Below are 13,190 nucleotides of genomic sequence, written 5' to 3'. Positions count from 1 at the left end.
GGGCACGGCCGCCGCACGTGAGGGACACACGAGAGAGCCGGCTGCTCCTGGTGCTGCTGGTCGCCGTCGCGTTCGCGCTGATCACGGTGGACATCCGCGGCGGGGAGGACTCACCGGTCGACGGTGCCCGCCAGGGCGCGGCCACCGTCTTCGGCCCGATCGAGGACGGGATGTCGGCCGCGGTCGACCCGGTCGGCAACGCCGTATCCGCCATCCGTGACTCCGGCGAACGCCACGACCGGCTCGCGGAGCTGGAGAAGGAGAACGCGGCCCTCGAGGCGAAACTCGGCAGCGACGACCGCAACCGCTCCCGCCTCGCCCAGCTCGACAAGATGCTGAAGATCGCGGGCAGAGGCCAGTACGGCATCAAGGGCGCCGAGGTCATCGCGATAGGAGCGGCCCAGGGCTTCTCCTGGACCGTCACCATCGACATCGGGGCGAACGACGGCATCAAGCGCGACATGACCGTCCTCAACGGCGACGGGCTCGTCGGGCGCGTGACCACCGTCGGCCCCAACACCGCGACCGTCCTGCTCGCCAGCGACCCCGACTTCACCGTCGGCACCCGGATGGAGGCCAGCGACGAACTCGGCTTCGCCTCCGGACAGGGCGACCGCCCACTGCGCGTCGAACTCCTCAACGGCAAGGCCGAGATCAAGAAGGGCGACCGCCTCGTCACCTTCGGCTCGCAGGCCGACAAGCCCTTCGTACCCGGCGTGCCCGTCGGCGTGGTCTCCCGCGTCGACCCCTCCGGCGGCGACCTCACCCGCACCCTCTACGTCACGCCGTACGTCAGCTTCACCAAGCTCGACATCGTCGGTGTCGTCGTCGAGGCCCCGAAGCAGGACCCGCGCGACACGGTGCTGCCCGACAAGCCCAGGCCGACCCCCACCCCGACCGTGACGGTGACCGCGACCCCGTCCGCCGAGGCGCCGGTCGACGGCCAGATCCCGCCAGAGCAAGAGCAGTAGGAGCTGTAGCCCATGCGCGTCAACCGGATCCTGCTGTCCACGTCCCTGATCGTCGTCGCCCTGGTCCTCCAGGTGAGCGTCCTCGCCCGCCTGCACCTCCCCGGCGCCGTCCCCGACCTGCTGCTGCTCACCGTCCTCGGCCTCGCCATGGTCTACGGCCATGTGGGCGGCGCCCTCGTCGGCTTCGGCGCCGGTCTGCTCGCCGACCTCGCCCCGCCCGCCGACCACGCCGCCGGCCGCTACGCCCTCGTGCTCAGCGTCATCGGCTATGCCGCCGGGCTGATCAAACCGGAGAACGGGCGCCTGAAGTCCGCCACCGGCCCCATGCTCGTCGTGGTCGCCGCCGCCATCGGCTCCACCCTGCTGTACGCCGGTGTCGGCGCCCTCGTCGGCGACACCGCCGCCCGCCATGTCGGCCTCGGCAGCCTGCTGTTCACGGCCGCGCTGTACGACCTGCTGCTCGCCCCGTTCGTCGTCCCCGGGATCATGGCGCTGGCCCGGCGCGCGGAGAACGATCCGCTCGCCGACACCACCTCCTCCGCGAAGAAACCCGACATCTCCTCGGGCTGGCTCTCCGGCGGCACGGGTCTGCGGATCGGCGGCCAGCGCGGCGGCCTCGGTGGGCTGAAGGTGAAGGCCGCCCGGGCCCGCACGGCCCGCGCCGGCCGCATCAAGGGGGTCAAGCGGCTGTGAGAGCGGGGGAGTCGGCCGCCGTACGGCCTCAAGGCCTCACAGGTTCGTCGTATATGACACATGCACATATGACGCATACAAGCGACACATACACACACTGAGAGGGGGAGGCAGCAGCAGTGACCAACATCCCCGAGACCGGCCGGACCCCACGGGTCCAGATCCGGCTCATCGTCATCCAGATCCTCGTCCTCTCCCTGCTCGGTACCCTCTTCGGGCGCCTGTGGTACCTCCAGATCCGCGAGGGCGACGCGTACGCCAAGGAGGCGTCCGGCAACCACGTCCAGCAGGTCGTGGATCCCGCGGTACGCGGCTCGATCCTGGACGCGCGCGGAGTGCCCCTCGCCGACAACGAGACCCGCCTCGTCGTCTCCGCCTCCCGCACCGACCTGCTGAAGATGAAGGACGACGGCGAGGCCGTCCTCGCCAAGCTGGCCGGCGTGCTGGGCATGACGCCCAAGGAGGTCCAGGAGAAGGTCCGGCTGTGCGACGCCAAGACGCCGCAGCCCTGCTGGAACGGCTCGCCGTACCAGCCCATCCCCATCACCGACGAGGCCACCCCCAAGCAGGCCCTGCAGATCCGCGAGCGGGCCGAGGACTTCCCCGGCATCACCGCCGAGCCGCAGGCCGTGCGCCGCTACCCGAGCCCCGGCGAGGCCAACACCGCCCAGGTCCTCGGCTACCTCTCGCCGGTCACCGACGAGGAGATCACCAAGGCGCAGCACACCGACTCGCCCTACCTGCGCTCCGACCAGGTCGGCCGCTCCGGCCTTGAACGCCAGTACGACAAGGAGCTGCGCGGCAAGGCCGGCGTCACCCGCTACGAGGTCGACAACCTCGGCCGCGTCATCGGCCAGGCCAAGCCCGACCCCGCCCAGCCCGGCTCCACTCTCGTCACCAGCATCGACGCACGCGTGCAGCGCGTCGCCGAGTACGAGCTGAACGAGGCGATGAAGGAGGCGCGCAAGCAGATGGACCGGAACACCGGCACCAACTACAAGGCCGACTCCGGCGCGGTCGTGGTGATGGAGGCCAAGACCGGCCGCGTCGTCGCCATGGCGTCCAACCCTGCGTACGACCCGAACGCCTGGGTCGGCGGCATCTCCGCCAAGGACTACGCCAAGCTCACCGGCAAGGACTCCAACTACCCGCTGCTGAACCGCGCGATCCAGGGCCAGTCGGCGCCCGGCTCCATCTTCAAGGTGGTCCCGACGGCCGCCGCCATCAACGCGGGCTACTCCTTCGACGGCCCCTACGAATGCTCCAGCTCGTACTCCCTCGGCGGCCAGGTCTTCAAGAACTTCGAGTCCAAGGGGTACGGCCCGATCAGCCTCGGCCGCGCCCTGGAGGTCTCCTGCGACACCGTCTTCTACCGGCTCTCCCACGAGGAGTGGAAGCGGGACGGCGGCTCCAAGCCGAAGAAGCACCCCAACGACTGGTTCTACAAGACCGCCCACCAGTTCGGCCTCGGCGCCGAGACCGGCATCGACCTGCCCAACGAGGTCACCGGCCGCATCCCCGACCGCCAGTGGAAGCAGAACTACTGGAAGGCCAACAAGGACGCCTGGTGCAAGACCGGCAAGAAGGACGGCGGCTACGCCGAGCGCATCGCCTACGAGAACTGCCTCGAAGGCAACCGGCTGCGCGCCGGTGACTCCGTCAACTACTCCATCGGACAGGGCGACACCCTCGTCACCCCCATCCAGATGGCCACCATCTACGGCGCCATCGCCAACGGCGGCACCCTCTACGACCCCTCCGTCGGCAAGGCGGTCATCAGCAACGACGGCAAGAACGTCACCGAGATCAAGCCCAAGGCGCACGGCAAGCTGCCCATAAGCAGGCAGACGCTGGCCGAGATGGACGACGCCCTCGCCGGCGTTGCCACCCGCGGTACCGCCGCCTGGCGGTTCGCGCAGGTCGGCTGGCCGCAGGACAAGATCCCGATGCACGCCAAGACCGGTACCGCGGAGGTCTACGGCAAGCAGACGACGTCGTGGTTCGCCACGTACACCAAGGACTACACGGTCGTGATGACGATCTCGCAGGGTGGTACGGGCTCCGGTGCGTCGGGTCCCGCGGTCCGCAACATCTACGACGCGCTGTACGGCGTGTCCGACGACGGCGCGATCAACCCGAAGAACGCGCTGCTGCCGAGGCCCGAGGCGGCACTGCCGAAGGTCCAGACGGACGGGACGATCAAGGCCCCCAAGGTGCCCAAGGACCCGGCGAAGGACCAGCGGGCCACCCAGAAGGGCACGGCCGAGCAGGACGGACAGCAACAGGCGGCGACCGTGACGACGCCCCCGACGGGGAACCGGAACACACGGCGACGGCCGCGCAAGAGGGGGAGCCGGAGGATGCTCACATGACCGGCGTCAACAGCTTCCAGGTACCCGGATACGGACCCCGGCCCGCGGGCTGGACCCGCCTGTTCGCCCGCGACTCGGTCGCCCGCCGGCTGGACTGGCCGATACTGCTGGCCGCGCTGGCGCTCTCCGGGCTCGGCTCGCTGCTCGTCTTCTCCGCGACCCGCAACCGCACCGAGATCAACCAGGGCGATCCGTACTACTTCCTGGTCCGGCACATCCTGAACACCGGCATCGGGTTCGCCCTGATGGTGGGCACGGTCTGGCTCGGCCACCGCACCCTGCGCACGGCTGTGCCGATCCTGTACGGCATCTCGGTCTTCCTGATCCTGCTGGTGCTGACCCCGCTCGGGTCCACCGTCAACGGCGCCCACTCGTGGATCCAGATCGGGGGCGGATTCTCCCTCCAGCCCTCGGAGTTCGTGAAGATCACGATCATCCTGGGCATGGCGATGCTGCTCGCCGCGCGAGTGGACGCGGGCGACAAGCCGTACCCGGACCACCGAACGGTGCTGCAGGCGCTGGGACTTGCCGCCGTCCCGATGCTGATCGTGATGCTCATGCCCGACCTCGGGTCGGTCATGGTGATGGTCATCATCGTGCTGGGCGTGCTGCTCGCCTCCGGCGCCACCAACCGCTGGGTGTTCGGCCTGCTGGGCGCCGGCGCGATCGGCGCGATCGCCGGCTGGCAGCTGCACATCCTCGACGACTACCAGATCGCCCGCTTCGCGGCCTTCGCCAACCCCAGCCTCGACCCCGCCGGCGTCGGCTACAACACCAACCAGGCGCGCATCGCGATCGGCTCGGGCGGGCTGACGGGCTCCGGGCTGTTCCAGGGCTCGCAGACGACCGGCCAGTTCGTGCCGGAACAGCAGACGGACTTCGTGTTCACGGTCGCGGGAGAGGAACTGGGCTTCGTCGGAGCTGGCCTGATCATCCTTCTCCTGGGCGTGGTGCTGTGGCGCGCCTGCCGCATCGCCCGCGAGACGACCGAGCTGTACGGCACGATCGTCGCCGCCGGGATCGTGGCGTGGTTCGCCTTCCAGTCCTTCGAGAACATCGGCATGACGCTCGGCATCATGCCGGTCACGGGCCTTCCGCTGCCGTTCGTGTCGTACGGCGGGTCCTCGATGTTCGCGGTGTGGGTGGCCGTGGGGTTGTTGCAGTCGATCCGGGTGCAACGGCCGATGTCGGCGTAGCGGTACTTCCGGTTATCTCCTGTTTTCCCTGCGTTTCCTTGGGTTCCCCTGGGATTCACGCACAGTTGCCCCTGCCATCTCGCCGCGACTCCCACTAGATTCACCTCATGGCGGACACGAAGCGTGAGATCGAGCGGAAGTACGAGTCCGACGAGAGCGGGCTGCCCGACCTGACCGGCGTCGCCGGGGTCGCGACCGTGGTCGACAAGGGTGTCGCTCATCTGGACGCCACCTACTACGACACCGCGGACGAACGCCTTGCCGCGTCCTCGGTCACGCTGCGCCGCCGCACCGGCGGATCGGACGCCGGCTGGCATCTGAAGTTCCCCGTGGCCCCGGGCGTGCGGGACGAGATCCAGGCGCCCCTCTCCGACACCCTGCCGCGCACCCTGGCCGGCCTGATCCGCTCCCGCGTCCGGGAGGCCGAACTGGCGCCCGTGGTCCGGCTCCGCTCCGACCGCGATGTGCGCGACCTGGTGGACGCGGAGGGCCGGCTGCTCGCCGAGGTCAGCGTGGACGCCGTACAGGCGGAGCGGCTGACCGGGGAGGGCGGCTCGGTCCAGTGGACCGAGATCGAGGTGGAACTCGCCGACGGCGGCGACCCGGCCTTCCTCGACAAGGTGGAGAAACGGTTCCGTAAAGCGGGTGTACGGCCGTCCGCATCGGCGTCGAAGCTCGCGCGGGCACTGGCGGAGACGGCCCCGAAGAAGAAGCCGCGGAAGAAGAAGGCGCAGGTTGGGCAGGCGCCGGTCGCGCAGGCTCCCGTGACCGCCGGCGACCACGTCCTCGCGTACATCCGCGCCCAGCGCGACGCCATCGTCGAGCTCGACCCCGCCGTACGGCGTGACGTGTACGACTCCGTGCACCGCATGCGCGTCGCCACCCGCCGGATGCGCAGCGCCTTCCGCTCGTACCGGAAGGTCCTCGACCGGACCGTCACCGACCCGATCGGCGAGGAGCTGAAGTGGCTCGCGGCCGAGCTGGGCGTGGACCGCGACCAGGAGGTGCTCACCGACCGCCTGACCGCCGCCCTCGACGAACTGCCCCGCACCCTCCTGTCCGGCCCGGTCCGCACCCGGCTGCGCACCTGGTCGCATGCCCGGCGCGGGGGATCGCGCCGGCGCCTGATCGCCGTACTGGACGGAAAGAGGTATCTGGAGCTGCTGACGGCCTTGGACGGGCTGGTCGACGAACCGCCGCTGCTGAAGGCGGCCGCGGGAAAGCCGGCGAAGGTGATCGGCAAGGCCGTACGGGACGACTTCGCGGCCCTGGCCGTCCTCGTCGAACGGGCGGTGGTCCTGCCGCCCAGCCAGGACCGCGACCTCGCGCTGCACGAGGCACGCAAGAAGGCCAAGCGGACGCGGTACGCGGCGGAGGCGGCCACCCGGGCCCTCGGGGAGCACGCCATCGATCTGCTGAGGTCGATGAAATCCCTCCAAGGCCTGCTCGGCGACCACCAGGACAGCGTGATGACCCGCGAGGCCCTGCGCGACCTGGCAGGTCAGGCGCATGCGGCCGGGGAGAGCGCGTTCACGTACGGGGTGCTGTACGGGCACGAGGAACGGCGGGCCGAGCTGGTCGAGGCGGCGCTGCCGGAGGCGTGGCGGTCGATCAAGGGCGGGATGGAGGTCTGAGCGGAGGTCGGGGGAGGTCCGCGGCCGCGTTACGCTAGATGGTCACCCCTGTCCGTTCAGTCCAGCTCACGAAGGTTCGCGAGATGCCTGCCGAAGTCGCTGCGTCGGTGTTCCCGCAGCTCGAAGCTCTGCTCCCGCACGTGCAGAAGCCGATCCAGTACGTCGGCGGAGAGCTCAACTCCACGGTCAAACCGTGGGAGTCGTGCGACGTCCGCTGGGCGCTCATGTACCCGGACGCCTACGAGGTCGGGCTGCCCAACCAGGGCGTCACGATTCTCTACGAGGTCCTGAACGAGCAGGAGGGCGTCCTCGCCGAGCGCACCTACAGTGTGTGGCCGGACCTGGAGGCGCTGATGCGGGAGCACGGCGTCCCGCAGTTCACGGTGGACAGCCACCGGCCGGTGAAGGCCTTCGACGTGCTGGGCCTGTCGTTCTCGACGGAGCTCGGCTACACGAACATGCTCACGGCGCTCGACCTGGCGGGCATCCCGCTGGAGTCGAAGGACCGTGGCCTGGACGACCCGATCGTCCTGGCCGGCGGCCACGCCGCCTTCAACCCCGAGCCGATCGCCGACTTCATCGACGCGGCGATCATCGGCGACGGCGAGCAGGCCGTGCTCGACATGACGCGGATCATCCGCGAGTGGAAGGCCGAGGGCTGCCCGGGCGGCCGTGAGGAGGCCCTCTTCCGCCTGGCGAAGACGGGCGGGGTGTACATCCCGGCGTTCTACGACGTCGAGTACCTGCCCGACGGCCGCATCGCCCGCGTGGTCCCCAACAAGTCGGGTGTCCCGTGGCGCGTGTCCAAGCACACGGTGATGGACCTGGACGAGTGGCCGTACCCGAAGCAGCCCCTGGTCCCCCTGGCCGAGACCGTCCACGAGCGCATGTCCGTGGAGATCTTCCGCGGCTGCACGCGTGGCTGCCGCTTCTGCCAGGCGGGCATGATCACGCGCCCGGTGCGCGAGCGCTCGATCACGGGCATCGGCGACATGGTGGAGAAGGGGCTGAAGGCGACGGGCTTCGAGGAAGTCGGCCTGCTGTCCCTGTCCTCCGCGGACCACTCGGAGATCGGCGACATCGCGAAGGGCCTGGCGGACAGGTACGAGGAAGACAAGATCGGCCTCTCGCTCCCCTCGACCCGCGTGGACGCCTTCAACGTCGACCTGGCGAACGAGCTGACGCGCAACGGCCGCCGCTCCGGCCTGACCTTCGCCCCCGAGGGCGGCTCGGAGCGCATGCGCAAGGTCATCAACAAGATGGTCTCGGAAGAGGACCTGATCCGCACGGTGGCCACCGCCTACGGCAACGGCTGGCGCCAGGTGAAGCTGTACTTCATGTGCGGCCTGCCGACGGAGACGGACGAGGACGTCCTCCAGATCGCCGACATGGCGATGAACGTCATCCAGAAGGGCCGCGAGGTCTCCGGCTCGAACGACATCCGCTGCACGGTCTCGATCGGCGGCTTCGTGCCGAAGCCCCACACCCCCTTCCAGTGGGCCCCGCAGCTGTCGGCGGAGGAGACGGACGCCCGCCTCGAAAAGCTCCGCGACAAGATCCGCGGCGACAAGAAGTACGGCCGCTCGATCGGCTTCCGCTACCACGACGGCAAGCCGGGCATCGTGGAGGGCCTGCTGTCCCGCGGCGACCGCCGCATCGGATCGGTGATCCGCGCGGTCTACGAGGACGGCGGCCGCTTCGACGGCTGGCGCGAGCACTTCTCGTACGACCGGTGGATGAGCTGCGCGGACAAGGCGCTGGCCGCTTTCGGTGTGGACATCGACTGGTACACGACGCGCGAGCGCACGTACGAGGAGGTCCTGCCGTGGGACCACCTGGACTCGGGGTTGGACAAGGACTGGCTGTGGGAGGACTGGCAGGACTCCCTCGACGAGACGGAGGTCGAGGACTGCCGGTGGACGCCTTGCTTTGATTGTGGGGTTTGTCCTGCCATGGACACCACCATTCAGGCCGGGCCTACGGGGAAGAAGCTGCTGCCTCTTACGGTCAAGAAGCCTGAGACCAGCGGACACGCTCACTGACGTGAGTGAGGCGTTGCGGCGCATCGTGGAGTCCTTGGGGGACGGCGGCGAGGAAGAGCTGCCGTCCTCATCACGCTCGGTACCCAGCGCGGGCGACAGTGATCGTTCGGGAGACGTCGAGGACGCCCTTGCCGCCGCCTGGGGGCTCGGCGGTCGTTCACTCCAAAGTGGAGCGGATCCAAGGCGTTGGTCGCCCAGGGCGAGAGGGCCGTACGGCGGCTGTCGCCTGAGTGGCGCTCTCAGCTCGCGGTAGGTCTCCCTGCTTCCTAGCGTGGCGATATTCGCTACGGAGGAGGTGGACATGCCAGTGAGTGAGCCGCCAGCGGGGGGATATCCGGCGAATGGTCCGCAGTGGGGGAGCCGGGGAGGTGCTCCCCCTCCTGGGCAGTGGGCATCTCCTCCTGGGCCGCCGCAGAAGCAGCGGCGGGGGCGTGGCTGTCTCTGGGGATGCGTCGGCGCCTTGGCCGCGGTGGTCGTCATCGTTGTGGTCGTGCTGGTGATCGCGTTCGGGGACGGCGATGAGAGCACCACACCTGCGCCCAGCAAGACCACCGCTGGCAACACGACGCAGGAGACGGAGCAGGAACCCCAGGGCAACAGCGAACGAGCGGACCTTGTCAGCTTCCGACTGGACGACCGTTCAGAGGCTGATCTCACCAACATCTGGGTCGCTTGGACGATCAAGAACAGCAGCAGCGAGAAGTCCGACTACTCATGGGACTGGGAGGCGGTCGACACCAACGGCACCCGCTTGGAGAACGGAACTCAACTGGAGACCGACCTGCAGCCTGGCCAGACCGCCCGAGGCGAGTACCCCACGACGCTCAAGAGCGCGAAGGGCGTCAAACTCAACATCACCAGCTTCAATCGCACCGCCAGCTACTGACAGCTTGCGGCAGTTCTTATTGGTCATTCCCCCGCAGATGGACACCAGTGGGATGCCAAACGGTGTAGCTCCGGGTGCACAGATTCGGCTCAGGTTTGAGCCTGGTCCCATGAGCATCCGCCCCTGGGTCATTGTCGAGTCACCGGACAATCGTGGTCTTCGCCAGGTCACCATAGGCAGCGAGACGGTAGGTGGTGCCTGGTTGTTGGGTGACCTGCGACGAATACTGGGCCGCCACGGTTACCGCCCGTCCCGCCGGAGGACCGTGGCAGCGGCCATCTTCTGTACAGGTGCGGCGTCAGTGTCGCAGGGCCGGTGAGCCGACGGGCGTGCGGCGTGTGGCGCTGCGGTACGTGGTGACGCCCAGGGCGAGCATCCAGTAGCTGAGGATCGCGCCCATCAGGGCGGTCGTGCCCCAGCCGTTGGCCGCGTAGAAGTGTGCGGGGTCGTTGCCGAAGAACAGGGACGGGACGAAGGCCAGGTTGATCCCTGCCAGGACGTAGGCGGAGCGGCCGGTCCAGCGCGGGAGCAGGTTCGTACGGGAGATGCCGTAGCCCACCGTGGTCAGGAAGAACGCGAGCATGAGGCGGCTGATCGACCCGTAGAGGATGTAGGTGCCGCTGACCGTGATGGTCGGGTCGATCGGGTGGTCGGCGGCGATGACCGCGCCGGCTTCCAGGCCGCTGGAGACCAGGGTGATCGTCGCGTAGACCAGCCCGGTGGCGAAGGCCATCGTGCCGAGCCATTCGTAGGCGGGGTTCACCCGCTTGACCAGTTCGCGGAAGGCCGTCACGAACACGACCAGGAACGCCAGCGCGAAGATGGCGATCAGCAGCGTCACGGATGAGCTTAGGTTTTCCTGTGTGGGGCTGGGTTGTCGGCCCGGCTCCGGTGGAAAAGTGATCTCGGCTGTGCCCCTGGCTGTATCCGTCGTGTGACGGGGGTGGCGTGGGTGTGCAGGTGGAAGCCTGCGCCGAGTCTGGCCCCGTACGGCTGGTGCCGGGTGGGGGTGCTCATCGTGTGCGGTGCCTGCCGCCTGCGCCGCCGCTGGGTGCGGCGGGTGGGTGACTGGGGCGTCCGCCCCGCCGGACGCTTTCCACCCGGGCCCGCAACAGCGGTCCGCGCTGCGGGTGTTGTGGGTGGGGCGGGGGCCCTGCGTCGCTGCCTGGGCACAGGGCGGTTTCTCGTCGGTCCCGCCTTCGTCCGGTCAGCGGCAGTGTGCTGCGGACCGGACTCGGTGGTGGGCCTGGGGTGGGGGGTGTGCCGGACCGGTTGGTCCAGCTCCGGGGCCGTGCGGCGGATCACGTAGGTGCCACTCGCGCGGTCCAGGACGGTTGTGTGCTGGTGTTGCAGGCCGCGGGCGCCGATCCGCTGCCAGGCGGCGACGTCCCGGTCGGTGCTGTAGCCGCAGGCGGTGTTGGGGCAGCTCGCCCATTTCCAGCCCGGTGTGGTGCGGTCGGGGGCGGCGCGGTGCCGGAAGACGGTCAGGCAGGTGGGGCAGTACCTGGAGGTGCCGCGGGCGGGGACGATGACCACCGCGATCCCGTAGCGGGCGGCCTGGTGGCGGGTGTGGGCGACGATCTGTCCGCGCACACTGCTGGAGAGGCGGGTGTTGAGGGTGCGGCCCTTGCCCCGGGCCTCCATGTCCCGCAGGTCCTCCAGGTAGATCACCGACGCTCTTGCGGCGCGGGCGTGGCCGACCATGAAGTGGGCGGCGGCCTTGGCGAGCTGCTCGTTCAGCCGCGTACGACGCTTGCTCACCCGGGTGTGCTCGGTGCGCAGCACCGCCAGTTTCCCCGCCGTGAGCGGATCGGGGCGCAGCCCGGATGCGGTGTGACCGTCGGTCAGGGACTGCAGGTGGGCGGCCTTGGCCCCCAGCTGTTCGGCCTGGATGCGCAGCCGGTCGGCCTTGGCCAGTACCCCGTCCGCACGGAAGAAGACGGGGCGGGCGTCGGTGTGCACGGCCGGCTGGGTGCCGCCGGTCAGGGTCAGTGTCCCGCCGGTGAGCAGGGTGTTCAGCCCGTAGTCGAAGGCCACCGCCCGCGCATGCCCGTCCCGCCGGGTCGTGGGCACGGCGGTGGTGTGGGCGAGGTCCAGGCGCAGGCGTCCGCCGCGCAGGCGCAGGGTCGGGGCGTGCAGGGCGGCCGTGACGGGGATGGTGGGCGGAAGGCGGAACCGGATCACCACGGGGTGCCAGTCGGCGCGGGTGCGGGGGTCGGGCCGCACCGGCAGGCGCACGGTCAGGACCGCGTAGCGGGCCGGGTCGTCCTCGCAGCGGGCCAGCGTGGCCAGTTGCTTGTCGGCGGCGGCGAGCACCACCTGACGGCCGCCGCCCGGCGCCGCCTCCAGCTCGCACAGACCGGCGGGCAGACGGCCATGGGCGGTGAGGAAAGCAGCGATCTGCCGGGTGCGGGTGCGCAGGATCGAGGCCGCCACACCCTGCCCGTCCGGGCAGGCCGCCCGCAGCGCCTCCCACTCGGCCCCGGTACGCCGCATCGGATCAGCGTCGGGGCCGGTGGGCCAGGTCGCCAGTACCGCATCGGTGATCTGAGTACGCCACCAGGCCGAACGCAGCGCCCGCCCGGCCTGCTCCTCGGCGACCCGCCGCACCCGGTCAGGAACGTACACCCCCTCCGGGGCAGTCGCCGCCCAGCCCAGCATGCGCAACGCCATCCACGCGTTCGACGGCAACCGCACCCCCGACCGGTCTTTGCCGGAGGCGAGTTGGGCCAGATCCGGGCGGTTCCAGCGGGCGCCGGTCACTTCGGCACACATGCTCTCGACCAGGGCCGTCAGCCAGCCCACCCTCCCGGCCAGCGCATCGGCGCCCAGGACCTCACCGGTGACGGCATCCAGGCCGCGGAACGCGGACGCCGACGCGCACGCCACCCGCTCCGTCTCCCCCTCACCCAGCCGGACCTTCCGCCGCACCCCTACACCCCCCGCCCGGCCACCAGAACTGCTGTCCGATCATCGAACTCACTTACACAACGCACCCCGCCCGGAAAGGTCACGCAGCAACCGCAAGAGCCCCGAAGAGACCGGAAGAATCACAGCAACACCAAGGAAACCCAAGCCAATCGGTCCGCTGTTAGTGACCCTGCTCAGGACGTTGGCGTCCGGCGGCGGGCCGGAGTAGATGAAGTACAGGGGTACTTCGACGATGAGGGCGACCGCGGCTGCGATGCCGGCGAGGCCGGTCAGGCGCCTGGCGATGGTCTCGTTCATGGGTGTCCCCCGGGTCCGTGTGGTGGGCCTTGTCGGTGTGTTCCCGATGACGTGAATGCTGCCGTTCTCGGCGCTTCTCGTCGCTGGGCCTGGACACCGGATGAGGGGGTGGTCCTAGCGACAGTCACGCCGTCACGCCGTCACGCCGTCACGCCGTCAGGCAGTCAC

Annotated in this window: 10 protein-coding genes; 7 read left to right on the top strand and 3 right to left on the bottom strand. The window is 69.6% G+C overall.

What is annotated here, in order from left to right:
• Nucleotides 1-17: 17 nt before the first annotated feature.
• The 7 genes from mreC to Q4V64_RS16785 all read left to right on the top strand — a co-directional run bounded on the left by mreC (nucleotide 18) and on the right by Q4V64_RS16785 (nucleotide 9,794).
• Nucleotides 18-971: a rod shape-determining protein MreC gene (gene mreC / locus Q4V64_RS16815; RefSeq protein ID WP_124442312.1), complete on the top strand. Its 954-nt coding sequence runs from the start codon at nucleotides 18-20 to the stop codon at nucleotides 969-971.
• Between the two features lie 12 nt (nucleotides 972-983).
• A complete protein-coding gene (gene mreD, locus Q4V64_RS16810; RefSeq protein ID WP_124442313.1) occupies nucleotides 984-1,664 on the top strand; it encodes a rod shape-determining protein MreD in 681 nt (226 codons plus the stop codon).
• Nucleotides 1,665-1,783: 119 nt separating this feature from the next.
• Nucleotides 1,784-4,036 (top strand): penicillin-binding protein 2, encoded by a 2,253-nt coding sequence (mrdA, locus tag Q4V64_RS16805; protein ID WP_124442314.1) that lies wholly within the window; start codon nucleotides 1,784-1,786, stop codon nucleotides 4,034-4,036.
• A complete protein-coding gene (gene rodA / locus Q4V64_RS16800; protein WP_124442315.1) occupies nucleotides 4,033-5,232 on the top strand; it encodes a rod shape-determining protein RodA in 1,200 nt (399 codons plus the stop codon). The genes mrdA and rodA overlap by 4 nt, the downstream gene beginning before the upstream one ends.
• A 107-nt stretch (nucleotides 5,233-5,339) precedes the next feature.
• Complete coding sequence (locus tag Q4V64_RS16795; RefSeq protein ID WP_124442316.1) at nucleotides 5,340-6,866, top strand: CYTH and CHAD domain-containing protein; 1,527 nt, start codon at nucleotides 5,340-5,342, stop codon at nucleotides 6,864-6,866.
• A gap of 83 nt (nucleotides 6,867-6,949) precedes the next feature.
• Complete coding sequence (locus Q4V64_RS16790) at nucleotides 6,950-8,908, top strand: TIGR03960 family B12-binding radical SAM protein (RefSeq protein ID WP_124442317.1); 1,959 nt, start codon at nucleotides 6,950-6,952, stop codon at nucleotides 8,906-8,908.
• Nucleotides 8,909-9,377: 469 nt separating this feature from the next.
• Nucleotides 9,378-9,794: a hypothetical protein gene (locus Q4V64_RS16785; protein ID WP_124442350.1), complete on the top strand. Its 417-nt coding sequence runs from the start codon at nucleotides 9,378-9,380 to the stop codon at nucleotides 9,792-9,794.
• 298 nt (nucleotides 9,795-10,092) lie between these two features.
• Here the strand turns inward: Q4V64_RS16785 and Q4V64_RS16780 are convergent, their stop codons facing one another.
• The 3 genes from Q4V64_RS16780 to Q4V64_RS16770 are packed head-to-tail and all read right to left on the bottom strand — an operon-like array spanning nucleotide 10,093 to nucleotide 13,022.
• Nucleotides 10,093-10,635, bottom strand: a complete 543-nt coding sequence (locus Q4V64_RS16780) for a hypothetical protein (protein WP_253267175.1) — start codon at nucleotides 10,633-10,635, stop codon at nucleotides 10,093-10,095.
• Between the two features lie 8 nt (nucleotides 10,636-10,643).
• Complete coding sequence (locus tag Q4V64_RS16775; protein ID WP_303710301.1) at nucleotides 10,644-12,725, bottom strand: zinc ribbon domain-containing protein; 2,082 nt, start codon at nucleotides 12,723-12,725, stop codon at nucleotides 10,644-10,646.
• Between the two features lie 48 nt (nucleotides 12,726-12,773).
• On the bottom strand, nucleotides 12,774-13,022 hold the full coding sequence (locus tag Q4V64_RS16770; RefSeq protein WP_124442318.1) for a hypothetical protein: 249 nt from the start codon (nucleotides 13,020-13,022) through the stop codon (nucleotides 12,774-12,776).
• Nucleotides 13,023-13,190: the final 168 nt, after the last annotated feature.

This window comes from Streptomyces sp. NL15-2K, assembly GCF_030551255.1.
Taxonomy (GTDB): domain Bacteria; phylum Actinomycetota; class Actinomycetes; order Streptomycetales; family Streptomycetaceae; genus Streptomyces.
This window is presented reverse-complemented; position numbering and strand designations above follow the sequence as displayed.

Excerpts from the sequence above, each read along its gene's own strand:
- rodA (WP_124442315.1), top strand. The coding sequence starts at position 4,033 with ATGACCGGCGTCAACAGCTTCCAGGTACCCGGATACGGACCCCGGCCC.
- Q4V64_RS16770 (WP_124442318.1), bottom strand. The coding sequence starts at position 13,022 with ATGAACGAGACCATCGCCAGGCGCCTGACCGGCCTCGCCGGCATCGCA.
- Q4V64_RS16795 (WP_124442316.1), top strand. The coding sequence starts at position 5,340 with ATGGCGGACACGAAGCGTGAGATCGAGCGGAAGTACGAGTCCGACGAG.
- Q4V64_RS16790 (WP_124442317.1), top strand. The coding sequence starts at position 6,950 with ATGCCTGCCGAAGTCGCTGCGTCGGTGTTCCCGCAGCTCGAAGCTCTG.
- mreD (WP_124442313.1), top strand. The coding sequence starts at position 984 with ATGCGCGTCAACCGGATCCTGCTGTCCACGTCCCTGATCGTCGTCGCC.